This is a genomic window from Cryobacterium sp. 10S3, assembly GCF_034344045.1.
GTDB classification, from domain to species: Bacteria; Actinomycetota; Actinomycetes; order Actinomycetales; family Microbacteriaceae; genus Cryobacterium; species Cryobacterium glucosi.
The window spans coordinates 955,731-981,557 of sequence record NZ_CP133773.1; the positions used below are offsets into that span (position 1 = coordinate 955,731).

General features: G+C 69.2%; 24 protein-coding genes and 1 pseudogene. 16 read left to right on the forward strand and 9 right to left on the reverse strand.

Features of this window, described 5'->3' with window-relative positions; translation table 11 throughout:
- The first annotated feature begins 71 nt into the window (after positions 1-71).
- Positions 72-1,427 carry a M16 family metallopeptidase gene (locus RHM57_RS04410; RefSeq protein ID WP_134446924.1) on the forward strand — a complete coding sequence of 452 codons (1,356 nt, stop codon included), beginning with the start codon at positions 72-74 and terminating at the stop codon, positions 1,425-1,427.
- 69 nt (positions 1,428-1,496) lie between these two features.
- Complete coding sequence (locus RHM57_RS04415) at positions 1,497-2,099, forward strand: histidine phosphatase family protein (protein ID WP_134446926.1); 603 nt, start codon at positions 1,497-1,499, stop codon at positions 2,097-2,099.
- Positions 2,100-2,141: 42 nt separating this feature from the next.
- Here the strand turns inward: RHM57_RS04415 and RHM57_RS04420 are convergent, their stop codons facing one another.
- A complete protein-coding gene (locus RHM57_RS04420) occupies positions 2,142-2,663 on the reverse strand; it encodes a GNAT family N-acetyltransferase (protein ID WP_134559764.1) in 522 nt (173 codons plus the stop codon).
- A gap of 108 nt (positions 2,664-2,771) precedes the next feature.
- On the opposite strand from RHM57_RS04420, the gene dapB reads away from it, so the two are divergent.
- A complete protein-coding gene (dapB, locus tag RHM57_RS04425; RefSeq protein WP_134446930.1) occupies positions 2,772-3,605 on the forward strand; it encodes a 4-hydroxy-tetrahydrodipicolinate reductase in 834 nt (277 codons plus the stop codon).
- Positions 3,602-4,045, forward strand: coding sequence for a tetratricopeptide repeat protein (locus tag RHM57_RS04430; RefSeq protein WP_134559762.1), 444 nt, complete (start codon positions 3,602-3,604; stop codon positions 4,043-4,045). The genes dapB and RHM57_RS04430 overlap by 4 nt, the downstream gene beginning before the upstream one ends.
- 28 nt (positions 4,046-4,073) lie before the next feature.
- Here RHM57_RS04430 and RHM57_RS04435 read toward each other — a convergent pair whose 3' ends face one another.
- The 8 genes and pseudogenes from RHM57_RS04435 to RHM57_RS04470 form a co-directional block, all read right to left on the reverse strand.
- Positions 4,074-4,490: an ATP-binding protein gene (locus tag RHM57_RS04435; protein WP_322140726.1), complete on the reverse strand. Its 417-nt coding sequence runs from the start codon at positions 4,488-4,490 to the stop codon at positions 4,074-4,076.
- Entirely contained in the window at positions 4,483-4,815 is a 333-nt protein-coding gene (locus RHM57_RS04440) for an STAS domain-containing protein (protein WP_322136139.1), read from the reverse strand. Before RHM57_RS04440 ends, RHM57_RS04435 begins: the two co-directional genes overlap by 8 nt.
- Positions 4,812-6,766: pseudogene (locus RHM57_RS04445) on the reverse strand (glycosyltransferase). Before RHM57_RS04445 ends, RHM57_RS04440 begins: the two are co-directional and overlap by 4 nt.
- 28 nt (positions 6,767-6,794) lie before the next feature.
- Positions 6,795-9,344 (reverse strand): OpgC family protein, encoded by a 2,550-nt coding sequence (locus RHM57_RS04450; protein ID WP_322189597.1) that lies wholly within the window; start codon positions 9,342-9,344, stop codon positions 6,795-6,797.
- A 207-nt stretch (positions 9,345-9,551) separates the two neighbouring features.
- Positions 9,552-10,442, reverse strand: a complete 891-nt coding sequence (locus RHM57_RS04455) for a TIGR01777 family oxidoreductase (protein ID WP_134559753.1) — start codon at positions 10,440-10,442, stop codon at positions 9,552-9,554.
- Positions 10,443-10,457: 15 nt separating this feature from the next.
- Complete coding sequence (locus tag RHM57_RS04460) at positions 10,458-10,883, reverse strand: OsmC family peroxiredoxin (protein ID WP_134446935.1); 426 nt, start codon at positions 10,881-10,883, stop codon at positions 10,458-10,460.
- A 99-nt stretch (positions 10,884-10,982) separates the two neighbouring features.
- A complete protein-coding gene (locus RHM57_RS04465; protein WP_134559751.1) occupies positions 10,983-11,498 on the reverse strand; it encodes a DUF4395 domain-containing protein in 516 nt (171 codons plus the stop codon).
- Positions 11,488-11,976: a thioredoxin family protein gene (locus tag RHM57_RS04470; RefSeq protein WP_322136137.1), complete on the reverse strand. Its 489-nt coding sequence runs from the start codon at positions 11,974-11,976 to the stop codon at positions 11,488-11,490. Before RHM57_RS04470 ends, RHM57_RS04465 begins: the two co-directional genes overlap by 11 nt.
- A gap of 84 nt (positions 11,977-12,060) precedes the next feature.
- Between RHM57_RS04470 and RHM57_RS04475 the strand changes: the two genes are divergently transcribed.
- The 12 genes from RHM57_RS04475 to miaA all read left to right on the forward strand — a co-directional run bounded on the left by RHM57_RS04475 (position 12,061) and on the right by miaA (position 25,823).
- Positions 12,061-13,269 (forward strand): glycoside hydrolase family 26 protein, encoded by a 1,209-nt coding sequence (locus RHM57_RS04475; protein ID WP_241975414.1) that lies wholly within the window; start codon positions 12,061-12,063, stop codon positions 13,267-13,269.
- Positions 13,270-13,317: 48 nt separating this feature from the next.
- Positions 13,318-14,295 (forward strand): 4-hydroxy-tetrahydrodipicolinate synthase, encoded by a 978-nt coding sequence (gene dapA, locus RHM57_RS04480; protein WP_322140728.1) that lies wholly within the window; start codon positions 13,318-13,320, stop codon positions 14,293-14,295.
- A 28-nt stretch (positions 14,296-14,323) separates the two neighbouring features.
- Complete coding sequence (locus RHM57_RS04485) at positions 14,324-16,000, forward strand: ribonuclease J (RefSeq protein ID WP_322136134.1); 1,677 nt, start codon at positions 14,324-14,326, stop codon at positions 15,998-16,000.
- Positions 16,001-16,089: 89 nt separating this feature from the next.
- Positions 16,090-19,086: an FtsK/SpoIIIE family DNA translocase gene (locus tag RHM57_RS04490; RefSeq protein WP_134559741.1), complete on the forward strand. Its 2,997-nt coding sequence runs from the start codon at positions 16,090-16,092 to the stop codon at positions 19,084-19,086.
- 2 nt (positions 19,087-19,088) lie between these two features.
- Positions 19,089-19,688: a CDP-diacylglycerol--glycerol-3-phosphate 3-phosphatidyltransferase gene (pgsA, locus tag RHM57_RS04495; RefSeq protein WP_134446947.1), complete on the forward strand. Its 600-nt coding sequence runs from the start codon at positions 19,089-19,091 to the stop codon at positions 19,686-19,688.
- 69 nt (positions 19,689-19,757) lie between these two features.
- Positions 19,758-20,270 carry a CinA family protein gene (locus RHM57_RS04500; RefSeq protein WP_134447028.1) on the forward strand — a complete coding sequence of 171 codons (513 nt, stop codon included), beginning with the start codon at positions 19,758-19,760 and terminating at the stop codon, positions 20,268-20,270.
- A gap of 170 nt (positions 20,271-20,440) precedes the next feature.
- Positions 20,441-20,749, forward strand: a complete 309-nt coding sequence (locus RHM57_RS04505; RefSeq protein WP_134446949.1) for a helix-turn-helix domain-containing protein — start codon at positions 20,441-20,443, stop codon at positions 20,747-20,749.
- A gap of 46 nt (positions 20,750-20,795) precedes the next feature.
- Positions 20,796-21,017, forward strand: a complete 222-nt coding sequence (locus RHM57_RS04510) for a DUF3046 domain-containing protein (RefSeq protein WP_134446951.1) — start codon at positions 20,796-20,798, stop codon at positions 21,015-21,017.
- A 271-nt stretch (positions 21,018-21,288) separates the two neighbouring features.
- Complete coding sequence (recA, locus tag RHM57_RS04515) at positions 21,289-22,440, forward strand: recombinase RecA (protein WP_134446953.1); 1,152 nt, start codon at positions 21,289-21,291, stop codon at positions 22,438-22,440.
- A gap of 2 nt (positions 22,441-22,442) precedes the next feature.
- The gene (locus RHM57_RS04520) at positions 22,443-23,147 is read left to right on the forward strand and encodes a regulatory protein RecX (RefSeq protein WP_134561837.1); all 705 of its coding nucleotides are present in this window, start codon (positions 22,443-22,445) and stop codon (positions 23,145-23,147) included.
- Between the two features lie 44 nt (positions 23,148-23,191).
- On the forward strand, positions 23,192-24,913 hold the full coding sequence (gene miaB, locus RHM57_RS04525) for a tRNA (N6-isopentenyl adenosine(37)-C2)-methylthiotransferase MiaB (protein WP_166790680.1): 1,722 nt from the start codon (positions 23,192-23,194) through the stop codon (positions 24,911-24,913).
- Entirely contained in the window at positions 24,888-25,823 is a 936-nt protein-coding gene (gene miaA, locus RHM57_RS04530) for a tRNA (adenosine(37)-N6)-dimethylallyltransferase MiaA (protein ID WP_134446960.1), read from the forward strand. The genes miaB and miaA overlap by 26 nt, the downstream gene beginning before the upstream one ends.
- Positions 25,824-25,827 lie beyond the last annotated feature (4 nt).

Consider the following 25,827-nt stretch of genomic DNA (forward strand, 5'->3'; position numbering starts at 1 on the left):
GCCCGCCGCTCGAATTCGGTTCCGCGAGGCACCCTGATGCCGTCGGTGCCGTGACGTAGGGTGGTGGTGTCATGAACAGCGCCGTTGAATTTCCCCTCACACTCGCCGAGTTGTCCTTCCGAGCCGCCGGCGAATCCGTCGTGCGCCGGACCGTCCTCCCGAGCGGTGTGCGCATTCTCAGCGAGCACGTCCCCGGCAGCCGGAGCCTGACGATCGGCTACTGGGTCGCCGTCGGTTCCCGCGACGAAGCGCCCGGGCATTACGGCTCCACCCACTTCCTCGAACACCTGCTCTTCAAGGGCACGGCCAAGCGCAGCGCCCTCGACATCGCGATTGCCTTCGACTCCGTCGGCGGCGAGCACAACGCGATGACCGCGAAGGAATACACCTGTTACTACGCGAAGGTCCGCGACCGCGACCTGCCGATGGCCGTCGAGGTGCTCACCGACATGCTCACCTCGTCCACAATCGACCCGGTCGAATTCGAGACCGAACGCGGCGTGATCCTCGAGGAACTCGCCATGGCTGACGATGACCCGGCGGACGTTGCGAACGAGCGCTTCTTCGAGGCCGTGATGGGCAAGCATCCGCTCGGACGCCCGATCGGCGGCAACCCCGACACGATCAGGGCGGCCACCCCGGAGGCCGTGCTCGCGCACTACCGCGCCAACTACCGCCCGCAGGACCTCGTCGTCACGGTCGCGGGCGCCGTGGACCACGACGTGCTCGTCGCAGACGTGACCCGGGCGCTCTACTCCGCAGGCTGGGACCTGGGCGAACACGCCGCCCCCGTCGGGCGTCGCAACGGGCGACCCGCCGAGATCCACCAGGGCAGCGCGGTCACAGTCGTGCGCCGCCCGCTCGAGCAGGCGAACCTGCTGCTCGGGTTCCCCGGACTCCTCGCGACCGACGATCGCCGCGTCACGATGAGCGTTCTGACCTCCATCTTCGGCGGCGGCATGTCGTCGAGGCTCTTCCAGGAGGTGCGCGAGAAGCGCGGGCTCGCGTACTCCGTCTATTCCTTCGCCCCCGGCTACTCCGACGCGGGCCTCTTCGGCATGTACGCCGGCTGCACCCCGGCGAAGGCGGGCCAGGTCGCCGAGCTTCTCCTGAGCGAACTGCACCGGCTCGCCGAACACGGTGTCACCGCGGACGAGATGAAACGCGCCAACGGGCAGCTCTCCGGTGCCTCCTCGCTGGCCCTCGAAGACTCCGACACCCGGATGTCCCGGCTCGGCCGCGCCGAGATCACCCTCGGTGAGTTCGTCGACCTCGATGAGGCGCTGCGCCGGCTCGCCCTGGTCACCGCGGACGACGTGCAGGCCCTCGCCGTCGACCTCGCGGCCGGCCCGCTGTCCATCGCCGCCGTCGGCGCGCTCGACGACGACGTCTTCGCGGGAATCGTGCCTCCAGGCGTCCGGCCCTGATCCAACGGGTCACCTGGCCCTGTACCGCCCGGCCGTCCGGCCGAACGCCCCGAACCGAAAGAGAACCCGTTGCCCCACTACATCTACCTGGTTCGTCACGGCGAGCAACAGGATGCCGAACACGGCCTGCCCGACGGGCCGCTCTCGGCGCGCGGCAAACGGCAGGCGCAGCTGATCGCGGAACGCCTCGGCGGCGTGCCGTTCACCGACGCCTGGCACTCGCCCCTGCAGCGCGCGGCCGAGACCGCAGAGATCGTCGCCGGGCGGCTGCCCTCGCTCACCCCGGTTCCCTCCCCGCTGCTGTTCGACTGCATCCCGACCGGCATGGCGCCGGAGACGCCCGCGGCATACGCCCCGTTCTTCGGTGCCGTCACCGAGGAGGAGATCGAAGCCGGCCGTGCGCAGATGGACGACGCCGTCGCCGAATTCCTGCAGCCCCGCAGAGGCGAGCGCCACGAACTGCTGATCACGCACAACTTCGTCATCGGCTGGTTCGTGCGCGCAGTGCTGGGTGCTCCGGACTGGCGCTGGATCAGCATCAACCAGGCCAACTGCGGCCTCACCGTGCTGTTGCAGAAGCCGGGCCGCCCGTGGACGCTCGTCACCCACAACGACACCGGGCACCTGCCCGTGGAGATGCGCACCGGACTGCCTGACCCGCTGCTGTACTAGGCGCGAGCGAGACTCTCTCTCAGGCGCGAGCGGGGCTCTGTACTAGTCGCGAGCGAGGCCCTTCCGGTACCAGTTGGTGGCGTTCGGGTTGTCGTTGTACGGCGGGCAATCCGCAAAGCCGGCGCTCCGGTAGAGCGCTCCGGCGGCCCGCAGGCTCGCGTTCGTGTCGAGCACGAGCTCGGCGGCGCCGAACAATCGCGCCCGCCGCTCGAGTTCGGCGAGCAAGGCCCGGCCCCAGCCCCTCCCGCGTGTGCCCGGCTGCAGCCAGAGGTGCTTGACCTCGTAGCGGGCGCCGCCGCCCGGGGTGTCCCCGATCCGACGGATGCCGCCGCACCCGACCCAGGCCTGCTCCGGGTTCCCGCTGGGTTCGCCGACGAGCAGGAAGACACCGTTCGGCGGCAGGAAGTCCCCGGCCACCGGGAAGGTCGTTCGGTAGGCACCCTGCTCGACGGGGAAGCTCGACTGCCGATCGCTGAAGTAGGCCGTCAGGAGGGCGAGGGAACCGGCATCCGTCACGGATACCTCGCGGAAGACGGGGCCGGGTGCTTTCGGGGTGGCTGGCATGCCACAAGGCTACGTCGGGGAACCCGGTGAGCCCAGTTCGCGCCGGGTCGTGCGGGGCCCGTATGCCGGATGCCGGATTGCCGGATTGCCGCTTGGTAGATTAGTCGTATGACAACACGGGTGGCCATCGTCGGCGTTACGGGCACGATGGGCCGACTGATCAGCGGGCTCGTCGAGGAGACCGACGGGTACGAGTTGCACGCCGGCCTCGACTCGCGCAGCCCGCTGTCCGACATGCTCGGGGCGGATGTCGTCGTCGACGTCACCCTGCCCGGCGTGAGCCAGAGCGTCGTCGACTTCGCCGTCGACAACGGCATCCGGGTGCTCGTCGGCACCTCCGGCTGGTCCCAGTCCCGCATCACGACGCTCGAGCGCCGGATCCGCGGCCGGAGTGACACCGGCGTCGTGATCGTGCCGAACTTCTCGATCGGTTCCGTCGTCGCGACCGCCGTCTCGGCCATGCTCGCCCGGCTCTTCGACTCGATCGAGATCGTCGAAACGCACCAGGCCGCCAAGGTCGACTCTCCCTCGGGGACTGCGGTCCGCACCGCCGAGCTCATCGGTCTCGCACGCACGGAGCTCGGCCCGGTGTCTGCACCGCACAACGACCAGCGAGCACGCGGGCAGCAGGTGTCGAGCGTGCCCGTGCACAGCCTGCGCCTCGACGGCGTGCTCGCCCGGCAGGACGTCATCTTCGGCGGCGCGGGGGAGACGGTCACGATATCCCATAACACGCTGTCCGCCAACGCGTACCGGCGCGGCATTCTGCTCGCCCTCGACGCTGCCCGCACTGCCGTCGGCGTGACCGTCGGCCTCGACCAGGTCGTCGACCTCGGCCTCGGCGCGCCCCCCACCCCGCCGGCGGCGATCGTCGCGATCGCAGCGGAGCCCGACCTCGACAGCGTCCCCGAGATCGACGCCGACTCCGAGATCTTCGAATGAAGGGCCGCATCGGCGCCGGCATGATGGCGATCCTGCTCGCCTTCTACCTGGTGCTCGTCGGGTGGCGGGCGGTGCTCTTCCTGCAGAGTGGCGCACCCGTCGGCATCGCGATCGGCGTGGCGCTGCTGGTTCTGCCCCTGATCGGGATCTGGGCGCTCGTGCTCGAGGTCACCTTCGGATCCCGCTCGGCCAGGCTCGTTCGCCTGCTCGAGGCGAGCGGAGAACTCCCGGTCGAGACCCTGCCGATCCGCGCGAGCGGCCGCCCGGTCAGGGACGCGGCCGACGCGGACTTCCCGCAGTACCGCGACGCGGTCGACGCGGCACCGGAGGACTGGAAGGCCTGGTTCCGGCTGGGCCTCGCGTACGACGCCGCCGGGGACCGGAAACGCGCCCGCGGCGCCATCCGCACAGCGATCACGCTCGAGCGCGCCGCAGCCTGACTCTCGCCCGAAGACTCCGTCTGATTCGTCAGGGCAGCGGATGCCTGGCGCGGGAGATGGTCCAGACGTTGCGGTCTCCGACCCGTTCGAAGTGCACGGAATCGACGAGCATCTGGATGAGCGCGAGCCCCCTGCCCGACTCCGCGAGGTCGTCGGGGAGCACAGGTCCGCTCAGCGTTACCGCTCCGGCCGTTCCGGTGTCGCTGATCCGGGCGCTGAGCTCGTGGTCGTCGGCGTGGATCGACAGCACGCAGGTGATGCCGGTTCCCGCGGCGGCGTGCTGGATGACGTTCGACGCCAGCTCGACGAGGGCCGTCTCGAACGCGAACCGGTCGATGTCGACGATGTCGGGGTGGGGCTCGAGCACGCGCTGGACGAAGTCCTGCACGGTGTCGATATCGTCGGGCGGAGTGCTGAGCGCCAGGGTGGTGTCGGAATCAGTCACGGTATGCGGTCTCTGCGGTCGCGTGGTTCTGCAGGATGCGGTCGAGATGGGTCAGATCGAACACGAGCGCGACCTGCGGCGTCGCACCGGCGATGCGGAGGTCCCCGCCGGCCTGCCTGGCGACCTTCAGGCCGCCGATGAGGGCTCCGAGCCCTGACGAATCCATGAAGTCGACCCCGCTCAGGTCGACGACGATCCGCACCGTCCCCGCGGCGATCGCTGCGGACACCACCTCGCGCAACAGCGGCGCGGAGACCATGTTGAGTCGGCCGTCCGCGCGAATGGCCGCCACGTTGCCGGCTATCGTTTCAGTCCGGAAATTCATTGCTCTGGGTGCTCCTCTGGTGCGGCCTCAGGGGTGAAGCCTTGGTAGGTGGCCGCCTTGAACAACACGCTCAGGACGACGAGGTCGTAGACGGCCCAGCCGATGTTGACCCCGGTGCCGATCGGTTCGGCGCCGTTGACGAACAGGCGCACACAACCGACGATGATCGCGACGACGAGCATCACCATCACCGTGATCTGCGGCTTGATCAGGTGCCACTGCGGTCCGGTGTGAGCCTGCCTTGTCTTCGGCGTCACGGCGAAGTTGAGCGGGATGCCGAGCACGACGTTGTTGAAGGCGGTGGTGCAGGCGTCGATCCACACCGGGAACAGGGCGAGGCTGTACTGCTGGCCCCGCCAGGTGGGGATACCCCGCGCGGCCACGAAGAACAGGAGCTGGTTGGCGATCATGAACGGGATGAACCTCAGGAAGAAGTCCCAGGCATTGGTGGACACCGGCAGGATCCCGAAGACGAGGAACACGATCGGCGCCGCGAAATAGATGACCGCCGCATAACCGGAGAGGTAGCTCCACATCGTGGCGAAGTACATCAGGCGCTGTGGCAGGCTCATCTTCCACTGCAGCAGCGGGTTCTCCCTGAGGAAGACCTGCATGGTGCCCTGGCCCCAGCGCAGCCGCTGGGTGAGCATCGTGCCCACGTCTTCGGGGGCGAGCCCGTCCGCGAGCAGCTCGTTGTGGTAGACGCTCTTCCAGCCGAGGCCGTGCAGCCGCATCGACGTGGCCATGTCCTCGGTGACCGAGATGGTCGCGAGCGGCATCACCGGCTGGGCCTCGTGGCCGCGGTCGATCGCGATCGTGTCGAGGGCCGAGCGTACGGCCTCGAGCGCCTTGAACGGTGAGAGCTCGCGGGTGGCGAGCCTCGCGACCGTCTCATCGATGTCGAGGAGGTACGGCGACTCCGGTGTGCCGGCCAACTCGCTGATCTCGCGCAGGTCGTCCGCGAGCGACGTCACCTCGCCGACCACAATGCCGGCGGCCGCGGCATCCACCCGCTCGTGCAGCACGAACGTGACTTCGGCGAGCGGCTCGTCGCGCCGGATCGCGGCACGCGCCTGCCTGATCGCGTGGGTGACTTCCGTGAGGGCGTGCGCGACCGCGGGGTTGCGGGCGGCCGGATGCCGGCGGGCACCCCGCACCACACGGCTCGCGTCGCGGAGCGCGGTGCGCACGGAACCCTCCACCTCGCGCACGTACCCTAGAATGCCGAGGTGCATCAGGGCCTCGCGGCGCAGCACGGCGTTCGATCCGCAGAAGAAGGCGGCATTCCAGCCGTCCTTGCCCTGCTGGATCGGGCCGTAGAACAGGGGCGCCTGGCTGCCGAGCGGGTCCTCGACAGTGACGTTGCTGAAAACCTGCGGGGTTTGCACGAGCGCGACCTTGTGGTCGGTGAAGTAACCGAGGGTGTGGTCGAGGATCTCCGGCCGGGGGATCTGGTCGGCGTCGAGGATGAGCAGGAATTCGCCCTGGGTCTCCATCAGCGCGTTGTTGACGTTCCCGGCCTTCGCGTGGCGCGGCCGGTCGATCCATTCGGTTCCCCGCGAGAGGTAGTCGATGCCGGCTGCCGCCGCCGCCGCTGCGAGCTCCGGCCGGGCGCCGTCGTCGAGCACCCAGGTGCGATGGGGGAAGGTGATCTCCCGCGCGGCGAGTGCCGTCGTCATCACGAGGTCGATCGGCTCGTTGTACGTGGCGATCAGCACGTCGACGGTCGCGTCCGCGGAGGCGCCGGCGGTGCCGGGCGGGTGTACGCGCGCCACATCATCATGCCGAAGAGGCTGACGTCGATCAGGCTGTACGTTTCGGCGGCGACGAGGGCGACGGCGATCCACCACGCGTCCCAGTTGAGCGAGAACATCCAGCGCCACGCCACGTAGTTGATACCGAGCGCGAGCGTGAGCACGACCACGATCCGCAGTGCCAGCATCCGGCTCATCGGAGCACCCCTCTCATCGCGGCACGATTCATCGCGGCACGATCCGGAACAGGAATTTCGTCCTGACCATCACCCAGAGCAGCGCCAGGATGACGACGTATGCGCCGGTGTTCAGCCACACGTTCCCGTCCTGGAGCGCCGGGATGTTGGCGGCGATCAGGGCGAAGAACACGTGCATGATGAAGACGTAGAGGGTGGCCTGCCCGAGCGGGATCAGGAACCAGCCGAGGGCGCGCCGGATCGGACGCCAGTATGCGCTGACCAGGGCGTAGAGGCTGACGACCACGAGCATCACGTTGAGGAGACGACCGGGCTCGAGGTTGGTGCGCCCGAAGAATGCGCCGTAGATCGAGCGGAAGAGCGCGTCAGGAACGAGTCCGAGGCGAACGGAGAAGGCGCTGGGGAGATACGGGTTGCTCCAGGAGAACAACATCAACGCTGTCGCGAGCAGCACGATCACCGCAGCGGCCACGAGGCCCCACCGCGAGGCGAACCAGCGGAGCAGGGCGACACGGTGGTACCCGGCCACGATTCCCGTGACGAAGAGCACCTGCCAGGTCAGCAGCGGGAACGAGTCCTCGAACTCGGAGGGGAACAGACGCACCCCCGCGAGCGCGTTGAACAGGTACAAGCCCCAGCTGAGCGCGAGCACCGGCACCCACCACCGCTTCGACAACGCCCACAGCACGAGCGGGCAGACCAGGAGCAGCACGACGTACAGGCCCATCACGTTGAACTGCCACGGCCCGAGCCGGAGGAGTGCCAGGTCGAGGAGGATGTGCGGGTTCACCGGGTAGGTCAGCAGTTGCCCGGCGTTGGCATAGAGGTCGTAGACGTGGCCCGACGCCGAACTGCCTCGCGCCCCGGTGCCCTGGTCGGTGAACGTCGTGAGGTAGCCGGCGTTGACGAAGGGCAGCAGGCTCACCGCGAAGATCAGGATCACTACGGCGAGGGCGGTGTAGTACAGCTTCCAGGCGCGCCGGCTGGTTCGGATGACCACCTCGCCGATGCCGCTCATGGCGATCTTGGGCCGGTAGACCATGCCGAGCACGACGCCGGCGAACAACACGAACAGCTCGGCGCCGGAGACGATTCCGATGGCCTCCTGGGTGATCTCCTGGAACAGGGAGACCAGGCCGATGTGGTTGACCACGACGAACACGATCGCGAGGCCGCGCAGCAGGTCGATGCGCAGGTCCCGGTCGGTCGGGCCGTCATAGCTCAGCGCCGACCGGCCGCGCCGCGCGACCGCGAGCGCGAAAAGCAGCGTGACTGCGGCGATCACGAGCGCGGCCACGAGCCAGGCCCACCAGCCGCCGATGGTCACCCCCGGTCCGGTGGCAGATGCCCCGGCCTCGTTCGTCGTCGTCGGCGCGAACAGCGGGCCGAGCGTGAGGTCGCTTGCGGCAAGGTCGGCAGCGAAGGCGGCCCGGGTTTTGTCGCCGAGTGTCACGCTCCAGTCGACGAAGGTCCCGCCGACGACCGCACGGGTCGCCGTGGTGTCCTGCCAGAGCACGGCCTTGAGCGTGGCGTATCGCGGGTCGGCGACGGCGGCGAAGACCTGGCGCCACCAGTTCTGCTTGATCGCGAGTTCGCCGGGGCCGCCCGCTGAGGGACTGTAGAACGCCGCGGTCTCCAAGAGGAACGGCGTGCCGGTCGCCGTCGAATACCGGCCGAAGAAGTCGTCGTCGCCTGCGGCGTCTGCGGCGGGGGAGCCGAGGCGGGCGAGCAGCTCGCCGTCGCGCGGAACGGTGTTGCGGGCGTCGCCTCCCGCGGTGTCGTCGTGGTACACCGAGAGCCCCACCCAGTCGGCGACGGCGCCGGGATAGTAGGGGGCGTACGCGTCGTCGCCGCCGTCGACGGAGCCGTCCCGGTTGGTGTCGAGCTCGCGGAGCGTGTCGGTGTCCGCGGCCCGGGTCCCGGTGAACGGATACCCGCCTCCCCAGTTCGGCGACCACACCATCACGGCCCCGGGCAGACGGCGGTGCACGACGTCGGCGACGGCGGCGAAGGCCTGGCGGTATGCGGAGGGCTGCTGTCCCCAGGACACCCAGGTGCTGTTCATGTCGGGGGCGAAGCGCAGGTACAGCGGGGCGGTGCTGGTGCCCCGCGCGGCCGCGATGCCGTCGACCAGCCGCGTCGCGGCATCCGCAGTGATCGCCAGAAGGCTCGTCGTCGGTCGGATGGTGAGTAACGGGAGGGAGCCGGCACCGTTCGTCTTCTGCAGGAATTGGGCGCTGTAGCTCGTGTCGGCGTCGGACATCGGCATCGAGACGGAGTGCTCGTAGAAAGCGCTCGGGGAGCCGAGGCGGGACGCCTGCTCGGTGGCGCTGTCACCGCTCCAGTCGAGGATCGACCCGAAGTACGCTCCGGCGGTCGGCTCGAGGCTGACGGGAGCGCCGTCCGTCGCGGGCGCCGGCGTCACCGTCACGGCGGGCGTCGGCGCAGGTTCCGGCGTTGCCGTTGCCGTTGCCGTTGCCGATTCCGTGGCCGTAGCGGTGGCGGTGGCCGAGGTTGTGGGGGTGGCCCGTGCGGCCGTTGCCGGCGTGGCCAGGGGAAGCGCCAGCGCCAGAACCATGGCAAGCACTGCGGCCACCCGTCGAACACGGGATCGGGAGCCGCGTGCTCTGGAAACCTGCACCTGCTACCCCCGACGTCTGGCCTGACGGCCTCCCTCGACGGTGGTGCGACCTGTGCCTCAGCGTAGCGGAAAACGAGGCAATATCACCCCCGGATGAGGGTGGGGCGTGGCGGCGACATCACTCGGTGGAGCCGCGCAGCCGGGTCACGCCTCGGCGAGCATCGCGTCGACGGCCTCGGCGACCGTGCCGTGCCGGAACACGAAGCCGTCGCCCTGCAGCAGGGCGCTGCTCACCCGTTGGTCGGCGAGGAGCAGCTGGCGGGCGGCGTCACGGAGCGCGAATGTCAGCGCGAACTCCGGCACCGGCAGGAGGAACGGGCGGTGCAGGGCGACCGTGACGGCCCGGATCACGTCGTTCGCCGAGGCCGGGGCCGGTCCGACGAGGTTGACCGGGCCGCTGAGGGTGGAGCCGAGCAGGTGCACGATCGCGGCGGCCTCGTCGTGCAGGCTGATCCACGGCCAGTGCTGGATGCCGCGGCCGAGCGGGCCGCCGAGGCCGAGCCTGACGAGGGGGAGCAATGGTTTCAACGCCCCGCCGCGCGCGATCACGAGCCCGGTGCGGAGCAGGACGACCCGGGTCGGCGCCGGTGTGCGCAGGGCCTCGGCCTCCCAGGCCTCGACGACGGCAGCGAGGAAATCGTCGGCGGGAGCGGACCGTTCGGTGAGGATCTCACCGGGCCGGTTGCCGTACAGGCCGACAGCCGAGCCGCTCAGGAACACGGCCGGCGGGGTGGGAGTCCTCCTGATCGCCTCGACGAGGGTGCGGGTCGCGTGGGTCCGGGAGGCCAGGATCTCGGTCCGGTAGCCGTTCGTCCACGGCAGACGGGCGAGCGAGGCCCCCGAGAGGTTGACGACCGCGTCGACCCCGTCGAGGGCTGCAGGGTCGATGTCGAAGACGGCGGGGTTCCAGGTCACCTCGTCCGGCCCGGTGGCCGGATGGCGCACGAGCCGGGCGACGGTGTGCCCGGCTTCGCCGAGCTGGCGGACGAGTTCGGTTCCGATGAGCCCGGAGGCTCCGGCGATCAGTACGCGCATCGGGCGCTCCTGCGCCTAGGCCAGTTCCGCTTCGATCGTGATCGGGATCCCGGCGAGGGCCTTCGACACCGGGCAGTTCGCCTTCGCGTCCTCGGCGAATGCCGCGAACTGTTCCTCGGTGAGGCCGGGCACGCTCGCGCTGACGAGCAGGTGGCTGCCGACGATGCCGACTCCGGCCTCGAAGGTCACGGCAGCGGTCGTCTGGATGTTCTCCGGCGTGTGCCCGGCCGCGCCGAGCCCGTTCGCGAGGGCCATCGAGAAGCACGCGGCGTGCGCGGCGCCGAGGAGCTCTTCCGGGTTGGTGGTGTTCGGGCTCCCGACACTCCGTGCCTTCCAGGTCACCGGGAACTCGCCGGCGTGGGAGGAGTCGAGTGAGACGGTGCCATGGCCGGACTTGAGGTCTCCGGTCCAGACGGTTGACGCTTCGCTGGTCAGTGCCATGGTGTTACCTCCTGGGTGTGAAAGCCCCAGCCTAACCGGGCATCCACTCAGAGGGACAGGCTCAGTCTGGGAGTTGACAGGGAGCCCGGTCCACGCGCGTCAGGCCGCGGCGGGGGAGCGACTGAGGATCCGGGCGCGCACGAGCAGGAGGTAGAGCTGGCAGCCGAGGCAGTAGTCGAAGACCGAGTTCAGGAACGCCGCGATGAACGCGAAACCGGCGGCGATCCCGACTGCGGGGGCGAGACCGAACAGTCCGAGAACGACGCCGATGACGGTCACGAACAGGCCGACGCCCTGGGCGAAGGTCGGCGGAGCGGCGTCTTCGAGTTCGGCGGGCGGTGCAAGGCGGGGACGTACGAATCGCTTGAACAGCAGGCCGTACGGGTGCCGGCCGACGCCTGCGAATGCTCCCCAGGCGAAGAGCGCCGCGATCGCGGCGAGCAACACGAGAGCGGCGACGGATGCCCCGGTCAGGGAGAGGAAGATCACGACGAGCAGGAGCACGGCCGTGATGGCGGCGCTGAACCGCGGGCCTCGGGGGTCGACGGGCGCGCGACGGGGCGGAGCGGCGGGGCTCGGCGTGGTTGCGCGGTTCGCGGAGGAATCACTGGGCATGGGGGCTCCCTGGCAGGTGTGACGCGGTGAGGGGGTTCGCCGATTCGGGCCCGGCGAGATGGTCGAGGTGACGGAGGACATCCGCCCGGTGCGGCGCGCCGCCGACGCGGGCGTGCACGCGACCCGCGCCGTCGAGGATGAGCGTCGTCGGGGTCTGCAGCACACCGAAGCGGTTCGCGAGGTCGGCCCGGTGCGTGAGGTCGACGTCGACGTGGGCAACGCCGGGACGGCCATCGGCGATCTGGCTGAGGAGTCGGTGGGTGCCGGGGCAGTGGCTGCAGAACTCCGTGGAGAACTGCACGAGGGTGGCCGCGGGGCCGAAGGGGACCTGGCTGCCGACATCCGCAGGGGTCAGCACGGTCGTTTCGGTGTCGGCGACGTCGCGGAACAACCCCTGGCGCGAGCGGTAGACGAGGCCGAGCACGGTCGCGACCGCGACGAGGGCGACCACGACGAGTGCGGCGCCGAAGGGGTTCATGGGGTCGACGTTACGCGGGACTCGAGCGAGGAATCTTCGTGTGACGAGAGATTACGGACGGCACCCCCCGTTAGGGTGGGACCCGTGCCTCACAATTCCCGGGCGCGTCCCTCCCGCGCGCTCCGCCATTCCGCCGCTGTCGGCGCAGTCGTCAGCGTCGTAGCGCTCCTCGCCGGCTGCACAGCGGCACCGGGCTCCGCGTCTCCGACGGTCTCGTGCGCGGTCACATCGACGGCCGACCTGGTTCCACACACGGGGGTTCTGTTCGGGGTCAACCTGGACTGGGGCGCCGAGACCCTCGCCGAATTCAGCGGTAGCGGCCTCCGTCCCGCGGTCGCCGTCTCCTTCTCCGGCCTGCCGATGAGTGCGGACGACCGCGCCAACGTCGGGGCCGCAGCGGGCCAGGTGCTCGCCAACGGCGGCGAACTCCTGCTCACCCTCGAACCTCGCGCGGGTCTCGCCGCCATCACCCCTGCCGTTGCCGACAACCTCGGCGCCCTGCTCGGCGGACTCAACAACCGCGGCGTACCCGTCGTCGTGCGCTTCGCCCACGAAATGAACGGGTCCTGGTACGAGTGGGGCCAGCAGCCGACGGAGTATGTCGCGGCGTTCCGCAGGGTCGCGGACGCCGTGAAACGCGATGCCCCTGGTTCGGCGATGATGTGGGCGCCGAACTACGGCGGCGGCTATCCCTTCGCCGGTGGAGTGTACGCGGCGAAGCCCGGCACGCCCGATTTCACCGCCCTGGACACAGACGGCGACGGCACGCTCACCATCAGGGACGACCCCTACCTGCCGTACTACCCCGGAGACGACGTGGTGGACTGGGTCGGCATGTCCCTGTACCACTGGGGATCCGCATACCCCTGGGGCGAGGACGAAGTGCCGGAGCCCGGCAAGTTCGCCGCCCAGCTCACCGGAACCTACGCAGGGCTCGCCGGCGACGAGACCGCCACGCCCGACTTCTACGGCGTCTACGGCGAGGGGCACGGCAAACCCGTCGCGATCCCGGAAACCGCGGCGCTCGTGGTGTCCGGGGGAGATCCGGCCCAGGAACTGGCGATCAAGCGGGCGTGGTGGCGCCAGGTGTTCTCGGCCGACACGGCGACGAGGTTCCCCAGGCTGCACATGATCAACTGGTTCGAGTGGGAGAAATACGAGACCGAGATCGGGGCGCGCGTCGACTGGACCCTCGCCCGCAGCGCCGCGGTACGGTCGGCCTTCCTCAGCGATCTTCCGGGCTGGCTGATCTTCGGGCATCCCGACGAGTCGTGCGCCCAGAAGGCCGGTTAACGCGGCCGGGACTGCCGCCGGACGCCGGCAAGGCGATAGCCTGTCCACGTGTCTATGTCTGAGAATCCGTTCGGCCAGGTCCTCGTCGCCCTGGTAACCCCCTTCACCGCCGACGGTGAGGTCGACTGGGCGGGCGTGGCGAAGCACATCGACGACGTGATCACGGCCGGAGCAGACGGCATCGTCGTGACCGGAACAACGGGGGAGACCTCGACCCTCACCGACGCGGAGAAATTGCGCCTCGTCGAGGTCGGCAGGGACGTCGCGGCCGGCCGCGCGAAGATCATCATGGGCGGTGGCTCGAACGAGACCGCGCACGCGATGCAGCTGGCCAGGCAGAGCGAGAAGGCCGGCGCCGACGGCAACATGATCGTCACCCCGTACTACAACAAGCCCACACAGGCCGGCATCCTCACCCACTTCCGCATGATCGCCGACGCGACCGACCTGCCGGTGATCCTCTACGACATCCCCGGCCGCACCGGCGTCGCGATCGCATACGAGACTCTGCTGCGCGCCGCGAAGCACCCCAACATCCTCGCCGTCAAGGACGCCAAGGGCGACCTCGCCCAGGTGAGCCGCGTGCTCAACCAGACCGACCTGCTCTACTTCTCCGGCGACGACCCCAACGTGCTCCCGCACCTGTCGATCGGCGCGACCGGACTGATCGGCGTGACCGCGAACATCGCGGCGACCCCGTACCGGCAGATGGTCGACGCGGTCAACGCCGGCGACCTCAAGACCGCAACCGCCGCACACAAGCAGCTCGAGCCGCTCGTGCGCGCCGTGATGACCCACGTGCCCGGAACCGTCGCCGCCAAGTACATCCTGCACGGCCTCGGGCGCATCACGAGCCCCCGCGTGCGGCTGCCCCTCGTCGGCCCGGAGGAATGGGAAGCCGCCGAGATCGAGGACGAGATCGACCTCGTCAAGAACATCCCCGGTGTGGACTTCTCCAACTTCCGCCCGGACCGCAACGCCGCCGCCGGCGGGGCCCTGCCCAAGATCGCCGGAACCACCCGCTAGTCAGCACACCGAACCACGAGGAGGGCCCATGCCCATCGACGTCTACGAACCGGCCACACTCGAACCGGGAACGCTCCGGATCATCCCGATCGGCGGCCTCGGCGAGATCGGCCGGAACATGACGTCGTTCGAGATCGACGGCAAGATCCTGATCGTCGACTGCGGCGTGCTCTTCCCCGAGGAGCACCAGCCGGGCGTCGACCTGATCCTGCCCGACTTCAGCCCGATCAGGGACCGCCTCGACGACATTCTCGGCGTGGTGCTGACGCACGGGCACGAGGACCACATCGGCGCCGTACCGTACCTGCTCAAGCTGCGGGCGGACATCCCCCTGATCGGTTCGGGGCTCACCCTCGCGTTCATCGAAGCCAAGCTCAAGGAACACCGGATCGTGCCGTACACGCTCCAGGTCGCCGAGGGGCAGACCGAGCGGCTCGGCCCGTTCAACCTCGAGTTCGTCGCGGTCAACCACTCCATCCCGGATGCCCTCGCCGTCGCGATCAAGACCGCGGGCGGCACCGTGCTGCACACCGGCGACTTCAAGATGGACCAGCTCCCTCTCGACCACCGGCTGACCGACCTGCGCGAGTTCGCCAGGCTCGGCACTGAGGGAGTCGACCTCTTCCTCGTCGACTCCACCAACGCGGATGTCCCCGGCTTCACCGCCTCGGAGCGGCTGATCGGTCCCGTCCTCGACGACGTCATCGCCCGGGCTCCGCGCCGCGTCATCGTCGCGAGCTTCTCCAGCCACGTGCACCGGGTGCAGCAGGTGCTCGACGCCGCGCACGCCAACGGACGCCGGGTCGCCCTGCTCGGCCGCTCCATGGTGCGCAACATGACCATCGCAGCCGATCTCGGCTACCTGACCGTGCCGGAAGGGGTGCTCGTCGACTTCAAGAAGGCCGGCAGCATCCCCGACGACAAGATCGTCTACATGTCGACCGGCTCCCAGGGCGAACCGATGGCCGTGCTCGCGCGGATGGTCAACCAGGACCACCAGGTCGAGGTCGGCCCCGGCGACACCGTGATCCTCGCGAGCTCACTCATCCCCGGCAACGAGAACGCGGTCTACCGCATCATCGACGGCCTGACCAAGCTCGGTGCCAACGTCGTGCACAAGGGCAACGCAAAGGTCCACGTCTCCGGCCACGCCGCCGCGGGCGAGCTCACCTACTGCTACAACATCCTGAAGCCCAAGAACGTGCTCCCGGTGCACGGCGAATACCGGCACCTCGTCGCCAACGCGAAGCTCGCCGCCGAGACCGGGGTGCCGCCGGAGAACGTCATCCTCGCCGAAGACGGCACCGTGTTCGACCTCAAGGACGGCGTCGTGCGGAAGGTCGGCCAGCTCGACCTCGGCTACGTCTACGTCGACGGCTCCACCGTCGGCGAGATCACCGAGGCCGACCTCAAGGACCGGCGCACCCTCGCAGAGGAGGGCTTCATCTCGATCATCATCGTCGTCGACGCCAAGACCGGCAACGTCATCGTCGGCCCGGAGATCCACGCGAAGGGCTTCGCGGAGGACGACTCTGTCTTCGATGCGGTGCTGCCCAAGATTCGCGCCGCCCTCGGCGAGGCCGCCGAGAACGGGGTCCGCGACCCGCACGCGCTGCAGCAGATCGTGCGCCGCACGGTCGGCCGGTGGGTCAACGTCACGTTCCGCCGCCGCCCGATGATCGTGCCGCTCGTCATCGAGGCCTAGGGTCGCCGGAGGCGCTCGCGTGTGCGGCGCCACGACCAGGACCGCGTGGGCTCACGCGGAATCGGTGGCTCGGCGGTACCGTGGACTTCATGGCCACGAGCACTAAGTCGACCGGGCGCGCCCGCACCACGCCGGCCCGCGGTACGCCCGCGCGCAAGCCGGCTGCCCGCACCACAGCACAGAAGACGGTCAAGTTCGCCGCAGCGGAGGCCGAACCCGGCCTCTTCGTGCGCTCCTGGCTCGCCCTCGCCCATGTCGCCGGCGCCGCCGCTCGCGCACTCGGCCCGGAAAAGCTCTCCAAAGAGGAACGCCGCGACGGCCTGCCGTTCTTCCTCGTGCTGCTCGCCGTTGCCGGCGCGGTCGTGGAATGGTTCCTGATCGACAACGCGATCGCCCGCAACTTCGACGCCTGGACCTTCGGCGGGCTCTTCGGCCGGGTCGCGTTCGCCCTGCCGGTGATCCTCTTCGTCTTCGCGATCTGGCTGTTCCGCAAGCCCAGTTCTGTGCACGACAACGGGCGCATCGGCATCGGCCTGAGCCTGCTGCTCGTCTCCGTCTCGGGGCTCTGCCACGTCTACGGCGGCCAGCCGACGCCCACCCAGGGCATGAACGTGCTCGCCCTCTCCGGCGGCGTGATCGGCTGGATGATCGCAGCCCCGCTGATCGCCCTCACGACAGCCATCGGCGCCACCGCCATCATCATCCTGCTGCTCGCCCTGAGCCTGCTGATCATCACGAAGACCCCGCCGAACCGGATCGGCCAGCGTTCGCGCGAGCTCTACGCCTGGCTGTTCGGCGCGGAGCTCTCCACGGAGGACGAGCGCGCGGCGGCGAAGACCGCGAAGATCGAGCGCGCCGAGAAGACCGCCCAGGTCGAACTCGACGGTCTCGACGGCGAGCCGGACGGCAACAGCGCCCTGCCCTGGTGGCGTCGCAACAACAGCAAGCGCGAGGAAGACCCTGACTTCGGTGGCGCCCTCGTGTCGGATGCCGGCGCTCACGGTTCGAAGGCGGGCGACGGCCCGTCCGGGGCCGGCGACGATCCCCTCAGCACCCTTCTCGGCGGCGACGGCCGCGGCGGCTTCGACAGCGCCATCGCGCCCGCGGACGGGTCCCCGGTGCCGACACCGGCCACGCCGTTCTCGGTCGGGCTGTCCGGCGGCGGTTCCGGCGGCGACCACTACGGCACAGAGGTACTCGAGGACCTGCTCCGCGCCGAGGACGCCATCAAGCGTTTCACCGGCGAGATCGATGTGCCGCGCGGCTCGGACTTCGGCCTGCACGACGACGAGGCGACCGGCGGCCCAGGCTCGGCCGCGGCGGCGGGACTCACCGAGGTGCTTCCGGGACTCGACGGCCTGGGTGCCGCAGGGGCGACCGGTGCGGTGCCCGGCGAGGACGGGCATCCGCTGCACCCGGACACCGGCGATCACCCGGCCGTGCCGTACGAGCTGCCGTCGAACACGACCCTGACCGCCGGACCTCCCGCGAAGGCGCGCTCGGCGGCGAACGACGTCATCGTCACGTCGATCACCGAGGTGCTCACCCAGTTCCAGGTCGACGCCCGGGTGACCGGGTTCTCCCGCGGCCCGACCGTGACCCAGTACGAGATCGAACTCGGCCCCGGCGTCAAGGTCGAACGGGTCACCGCCCTCAGCAAGAACCTCTCGTACGCGGTCGCGTCCAACGAGGTGCGCATCCTCTCGCCGATCCCCGGCAAGAGCGCGATCGGCATCGAGATCCCGAACACCGACCGCGAGATCGTCACCCTCGGCGACGTGCTCCGCTCGGCGGCGGCCACGAACAGCACCCACCCGATGACCATCGGCGTCGGCAAGGACGTCGGCGGCGGATTCGTCGTGGCCAACCTCGCCAAGATGCCCCACCTGCTCGTCGCCGGTTCGACCGGTTCCGGTAAGTCGAGCTTCGTGAACTCGATGATCACGAGCCTGTTGATGCGCGCCCAGCCGAGCGACGTGCGCATGGTGCTGATCGACCCGAAGCGGGTCGAACTCGCCGCATACGCCGGCGTGCCCCACCTCATCACGCCCATCATCACGAGCCCGAAGAAGGCCGCCGAAGCGCTGCAGTGGGTCGTCAAAGAGATGGACATGCGCTACGACGACCTGGCCAGCTTCGGCTTCCGCCACATCGACGACTTCAACAAGGCCGTCGTCGGCAACGAGATCGTGCTTCCGGCCGGGAGCGCCCGCACCCTCAAGCCGTACCCGTACCTGCTCGTCGTCGTCGACGAGCTCGCCGACCTGATGATGGTCGCCCCGCGCGACGTCGAAGACTCGATCGTGCGGATCACGCAGCTCGCCCGTGCCTCCGGCATCCACCTCGTGCTCGCCACCCAGCGTCCGAGCGTCGACGTCGTCACCGGCCTGATCAAGGCCAACGTGCCGTCCCGCCTCGCGTTCGCGGTGACGAGCGTCACCGACTCCCGGGTCATCCTCGACCAGCCGGGCGCGGACAAGCTCATCGGCCAGGGCGACGCGCTCTTCCTGCCGATGGGCGCATCCAAGGCCATCCGCGTGCAGGGCGCCTGGGTCAGCGAGGCGGAGATCGAACGGGTCGTCAAGCACGTCACCCAGCAGGCCCGCCCCGACTACCGGCCGGACGTCTCGATGGAGGCGCCGCGCAAGGAGATCGACTCCGACATCGGAGACGACCTCGAGGTGCTCCTCGCCGCCGCCGAACTCGTCGTGTCGACCCAGTTCGGCTCGACCTCGATGCTGCAGCGCAAGCTGCGCGTCGGCTTCGCCAAGGCCGGCCGGCTGATGGACCTGCTCGAGTCCCGCGAGATCGTCGGCCCGTCCGAGGGGTCGAAGGCCCGCGACGTGCTCGTCACCGTCGAACAGCTCCCGAGCGTGCTCGCCCTGCTCCGCGGCTCCGACGACGAGCACCACGCCGCAACGGCGGCCCGCCAGGCCAACGCCGCCCACGAGGCGGATGCCCGCCGCGATTCCCAGCCCGACCCCCGCTACGCCGGCGACCCGGTCGCGAAAATGAGCGAGGGCTACCCTGAGGAAGAGGCGTCGTCAGCAGACGAGGATGCCTGGAACCTCACCGGCAGGGACTGATCATGGCCACAGCATCCGAACCCGTCGCACACCCCAGCAACTGGAACCTGCCCAACCTCATCACGGTCGTGCGGATCCTGCTCGCCCCGCTGTTCATCTGGATGCTGCTCGCCGACGCCGGCCAGGACGGCGCGCTGCGCTGGGCGGCCGCCGTGCTGTTCATCCTCGCGATCGCCACCGACGGGATCGACGGAGCGATCGCCCGCAAGTACAACCTCGTCACCGACCTCGGCAAGCTGCTCGACCCGATCGCCGACAAGGTGCTCACCGGGGGAGCGCTCGTCGCCCTCTCGATCCTCGGCGAACTGTGGTGGTGGGTCACGATCGTGATCCTGGTCCGCGAGCTCGGCATCACGGCGTTCCGCTTCGTGATGCTCCGCGACCGGGTCATCCCGGCCTCCCGCGGCGGCAAGCTCAAGACGATCATGCAGTCCGTCGCGATCTCGCTCTTCCTCGTGCCGCTCTGGCTCGTGCTCGGCGACTGGATCCACTGGGTCAACTACGCGGCCATGGCCGTCGCGCTCGTGCTGACCGTGTCGACCGGCATCGACTACCTCGTCGCCGCCCGGCGTGTCTCGCGCCAGTCCCGGCACGACGGCTGACCTGCCGTGACCATCCATACGACCGATGTGCCCGATCCGACTGATGTGCCCGAGCCGACCGATGTGACGGTGAATGCGACCGAAGCGGATGATCCGACCGCGGCCCTGATCTTCGAACTCACCAGCCGGGGCCTCACCATCGCCGTGGCCGAGTCCCTGACCGGGGGAGCACTCGCGGCCGAACTCATCAGGATCCCCGGGGCATCCGTCGTCGTCGCCGGCGGCATCGTCGCGTACCAGACCGAACTCAAGCACACCCTCCTCGGCGTCGACCCCGCACTCCTCGCCGCGCACGGCCCCGTCGATCCGGAGGTCGCGCGCCAGATGGCCGCGGGCGCGCGCAGGCGGCTCACCCTCGGCGGCCGCGGCGCGGATATCGGGGTCGCGACGACCGGTGTCGCCGGTCCGGACCCCCAGGGCGACCGGCAACCGGGGACGGTCTATCTCGGCCTCTCAATCGGAACCGAATCCTCGGCGGTCCTGCTCACCCTCACCGGTGACCGCGCCGCGATCCGGGCGAAAACGGTCCGGGCGGCCGTCGAAGCTGTGCGTGGGCTGATAGCCACGTTACCGACGGAATAGTTCGCGTAAACGCTGGGTTACGCAGTACATATTCACAAGCAAACCCCAGTCGTTCTGGGTAGTCTGCAGGAGTCGGGTGGATGTAGTACTGTTATCCATCCGCCACCGGCATGACCGAAGTAGCTTTACTTGATAAGGCTGCACTTGATAAGTAATAGAAGGAGGTTCCGATGATTCTTGTACGACAGGAAATCGGCGATGTGCTCAGGGACTTCCGACTTCAGAAAGGGCGCACACTGCGTCAGGTCGCCAGCAAGGCCAGCGTGGCCCTGGGTTACCTGAGCGAAGTGGAGCGCGGCCAGAAGGAAGCGTCATCCGAGATTCTGGCGTCCGTCGCTGACGCGCTGGACACCCCGATCTCGGTCATCATGCGTGAGGTGGGAGACCGCCTCGCCGTCATCGAGGGAATCGATCGTTTCCCCGACACCGTTCCCGACGAGCTCGTCGCGACGTACGACACCGGCATGATGGTTCGTTGACCCCGGCCTTCCCCATCCCCTCCTTCCCCGCCGTTGAGGTGGCTTCGTGAGACTCAGTGAATTCCGTCAGGCGTTGAAAGACGAATTCGGCGAGTCGTACGGTCGTGTGCTGACCCGCGACCTCGTGCTCACCTCGCTCGGGAACACCGCCGACCAGGCCCTGGCCGGCGGTGTTCCGGCGCGCGACGTCTGGCTCGCGCTGTGCGCGGAGACCGACGTGCCCAAGAGCCGTTGGTTCGGCGCAGGGGTGCCGGCGCCGCGCCCGTAGTCTTCCTCCGGACTTCGACGACGCACCCGTTTCGGCGCGTCGGTGCTCGAATACGTGTTCGACCTTTGGTAGGCTCCTCACCAGCAGGAGTCAGTGCAGAAGTGTCCACCGTCGTAGCGCTTCCCGATCAATGTCGGGGGTGCGGCGTACAGTCGCCTTCGTCAGTGACAGACAGCGAATGCCTTGTCCCAGAGCACGCACCGGGGTCCTCCCGGTGAGTGTTTCGCGACAGCCTATAGGCGCCGAAACGCACGACCGAAGGAGACCCACCATGGCATCAGCAGCAGACCGCGAGAAGGCGCTCGACACCGCGCTCGCCCAGATCGACCGCCAGTTCGGCAAGGGTTCGATCATGCGCCTCGGCAGCGACGACCGGGCACCGGTCGAAACCATTTCCACCGGTTCGATCGCACTGGACGTGGCCCTCGGCATCGGCGGGCTCCCGCGCGGGCGCATCGTCGAGATCTACGGTCCGGAGTCCTCCGGTAAGACCACGCTCACCCTGCACGCCATCGCCAATGCCCAGAAGGGCGGCGGCATCGCCGCGTTCATCGACGCCGAGCACGCGCTCGACCCTGATTACGCAAAGAAGCTCGGCGTCGACATCGATGCCCTCCTCGTCTCCCAGCCCGACACGGGGGAGCAGGCGCTCGAAATCGCCGACATGCTCGTGCGCAGCGGCTCGATCGACCTCATCGTCATCGACTCCGTCGCCGCCCTCGTGCCCCGCGCCGAGATCGAGGGCGAGATGGGCGACTCCCATGTCGGCCTCCAGGCCCGGCTGATGTCGCAGGCCCTCCGCAAGCTCACCGGCGGGCTCAGCCAGACCAACACCACGATGATCTTCATCAACCAGCTCCGCGAGAAGATCGGTGTCTTCTTCGGCAGCCCGGAAACCACCGCGGGCGGCAAGGCACTCAAGTTCTACGCCTCGGTTCGCCTCGACATCCGCCGGATCGAGACCCTGAAGGACGGCACAGAAGCCGTCGGTAACCGCACCAGGGTCAAGGTCGTCAAGAACAAGATGGCGCCGCCCTTCAAGCAGGCCGAGTTCGACATCATCTACGGCATCGGCATCTCCCGCGAGGGCAGCCTGATCGACTTCGGTGTCGAACAGGGAATCGTGAAGAAGTCCGGCGCCTGGTACACCTACGACGGCGACCAGCTCGGGCAGGGCAAGGAGAACTCCCGGAACTTCCTGCTGAAGAACCCGGACATGGCCAACGAGATCGAGAGCAAGATCCTCTTCAAGCTCGGCATCTCGCCGGAAGGCGCAGCCGCCAAGAAGGCCGCCGCCGCCGCGGAAGCTGCGACGGAGCTCGCCGCGAAGGAGGCCGCGACCGCTGCCCGCGCGGCGGCAGGGGACGACGTGACTCAGCCGAAGACCACCCAGGCCAGGCTCGCCGCCCGGAAGGGCGCGTAAGCATGGTGCACTTCGAACCCAAGGCCGAGCCGGACATCAAGCCGGCCGCCGCGGCGGCCACCGGAGCCCCGGCCAAGCGTCGGGGCACTCTCGCGACGGTGAGCTACCTGCCGGGCGCCCAGGCATCCTCCTCTGCCGGGGACGTCTCCGAGGTTGACTCCGGCGGGGTCGCCTCGGGTGCGGTCGATACCGGAGACCTCGACCACGCCGTCGACCCGGACAGCGAACACGCCGAGCAGGTCCTCCTGCAGCGGCTTCGCGGTCGCTCGTTGTCCATCTCCGAGGCCCGCGGCGTGCTCGTCGGACTCGACCTTCCGGAGAGCGAGATCGAAGAGATCGTCGAACGGTTCATCCGCCTCGACTATCTCGACGAAGCGAAGCTCGCCGAGCAGATCGTTTACAGCCAGCACGAGCGCAAGGGCCTTGGGCGCTCCGGCGTCCAGGCCGAGATGCGCCGCCGCGGCCTCGACAAGGAGCTCATCGCGGAGACGCTCGACGCCATGCCCGACGACGAGACCGAACGGGCCATCGAGGTCGCGATCAAGCGCGTGCAGCAGCTGGGCCGCCTCGACGATCGCACCATCGATCGCCGGCTCAATGCATTTCTGATGCGCAAGGGTTACCCGTCCTCGGTCGTGCGCGAAGCGGTCCAGGCCGCGCTCGACTCGCGCAACGGCGGCGGCTCGTCCGGCGTGCGGTTCCAGTAGCCGAATCGGGAAGGTCCGGCGCGGTCGCGTAAACTGGAGTCACTATGACCCTGAGCACGAAGACCCTGATCGCCCCGTCGCCGGCGGCCCGCGACGACGACGGCCGGGCACGCACCTATGAGGTGCGCACCTTCGGCTGCCAGATGAACGTGCACGACTCCGAACGGCTGAGCGGTTCCCTCGAGGCGGCCGGGTACGTTCCCGCCGACGGGGCCGAAGCCGACATCGTCGTCCTCAACACCTGCGCGGTGCGCGAGAACGCCGACAACAAGCTCTACGGCAACCTCGGCCAGCTCGCGTCGATCAAACGGCGCCACGCGGGCATGCAGATCGCCGTCGGCGGCTGCCTCGCCCAGAAGGACAAGGACGTCATCCTTGGGAAGGCGCCGTGGGTCGACGTCGTCTTCGGAACCCACAACATGGGTGCGCTGCCGAGCCTGCTCGAACGCGCCCGGCACAACGGCGAGGCCCAGCTCGAGATCCTCGACGCCCTCGAGACCTTCCCCTCGACACTGCCGACCAAGCGCGACTCGAGCTACAGCGGCTGGGTCTCCATCTCCGTCGGCTGCAACAACACCTGCACCTTCTGCATCGTCCCCGCCCTGCGTGGCAAGGAGAAGGACCGTCGGCCGGGCGAGATCCTCGCCGAGATCCAGGCCCTCGTCGACGACGGAGCCATCGAGGTCACGCTGCTCGGCCAGAACGTCAACTCCTACGGCGTCGAATTCGGCGACCGCCTCGCCTTCGGCAAACTTCTCCGCGCCGCCGGGAAGATCGAGGGACTCGAGCGCATCCGCTTCACGAGCCCGCACCCCGCCGCGTTCACCGACGACGTCATCGAGGCCATGGCCGACACTCCCGCCGTGATGCCGCAGTTGCACATGCCGCTGCAGTCCGGTTCCGACCGGGTGCTCAAAGCCATGCGCCGGTCCTACCGATCCGAGCGTTTCCTCGGAATCCTCGACCGGGTTCGTGCGCGGATGCCCGATGCGGCGATCAGCACCGACATCATCGTCGGCTTCCCCGGCGAGACGGAGGAGGACTTCCAGGAGACCCTCCGTGTCGTCGAACGGGCACGGTTCGCGACGGCCTTCACCTTCCAGTACTCGATCCGCCCGGGCACACCGGCCGCGGAGATGGCCGACCAGGTGCCCAAGGAGATCGTCCAGGATCGGTACGAGCGCCTCGCAGTGCTTCAGGAACGCATCTCGTGGGAAGAGAACCAGGCCGTGATCGGCCGGGAGCTCGAACTGCTCGTCGCGAACGGGGAGGGCCGCAAGGACTCGGACACCCATCGGATGAGCGGGCGTGCGCCCGACAGCCGCCTCGTGCACTTCGACGTGCCGGACGGTTCGGAGCGCCCGCGTCCCGGGGACCTCGTCACGGTGACGGTGACCCAGGCCGCACCGTTCCACCTCATCGCCGACTCCCCGGACGGGGCGCCGCTGCGCATCCGCCGGACCACGGCCGGCGACGCCTGGGACCGTGCCGAGGCGGATGCCTGCGGCGTGCCGAGCCACGCCGGCACCTCCGCTGCTGGTTCCGTCTCGCTCGGGATGCCCACGCTCGGCCTTCGTCCCGCGGCCCCGCACGCCGCGTCGCACTCTGCCACGCCGCACTCTGCCACGCCGCATCCTGTTGCGGCCTCCGCCGCGGCCCAGGGCCCTGCTCCGGTGCCCGCCGTTCCGACCGCTTCCGGCCGGATCCCGGCGGTCAATGCCAGCTCGACGGTACCGATCTATGCCGTCGACGACGGTGAGCGCTAACCGGGTGCTTGTCGTCATCGTCGGACCGACCGGCACCGGCAAGAGCGAGCTCTCGCTCGACCTCGCCGAGAGCCTCAGGGCAGAGGGCACCCCGGCCGAAATCGTCAACGCGGACGCCATGCAGCTCTATCGCGGCATGGACATCGGCACCGCCAAGCTTGGAGCCGACGAGCAGCGGGGGATCCCGCACCACCTGCTCGACGTGCTCGCCGTGACCGACGAGGCCGCGGTCGCCCGTTACCAGACCGAGGCCCGTTCGTCGATCGAGGACATCGCCGCCCGCGGGGCCGTGCCCATCCTCGTCGGCGGATCCGGGCTCTACGTCTCCTCCGTGGTCTTCGACTTCCAGTTCCCGGCGACCGACCCGGTACTGCGCGCCCGGCTCGAGGCCGACCTGGTCGAGCAGGGCCCCGGCGTCCTCTATGCGCGCCTGAAGGTCGTCGACCCCGGCGCCGCCTCCCGGATCGGCGCGAGCAACGGCCGCCGCCTCGTGCGCGCGCTCGAGGTCGTCGAACTCACCGGAGCGCCGCACCTCGCCGCCCTACCGGGGGAGCCCGTGTACTGGCGTCCGGCCGTGACCCTCGGCCTGAGGGCGCCGCGCGAGGAACTCACCGCGCGCCTCGATGCCCGTGTCGACCGGATGTGGGCCGGCGGTCTCCTTGACGAGGTGCGGGGCCTCATCCCGGCCGGCCTCGAAACCGGGGTGACCGCGAGCCGCGCCATCGGCTACGCGCAGGCGCTCGGCCAGCTCAGCGGCCGGCTCAGCCAGGCCGAGGCGATCGAGCAGACCCAACAGCTCACCCGTCGCTACGCGCGCAGGCAGGTCAGCTGGTTCAAGCGCTCACAGGACACGCACTGGATCGACTACGACGCCCCCGACCGCGTCGAGGCTGCCCGCTCGCACCTCTGACCCG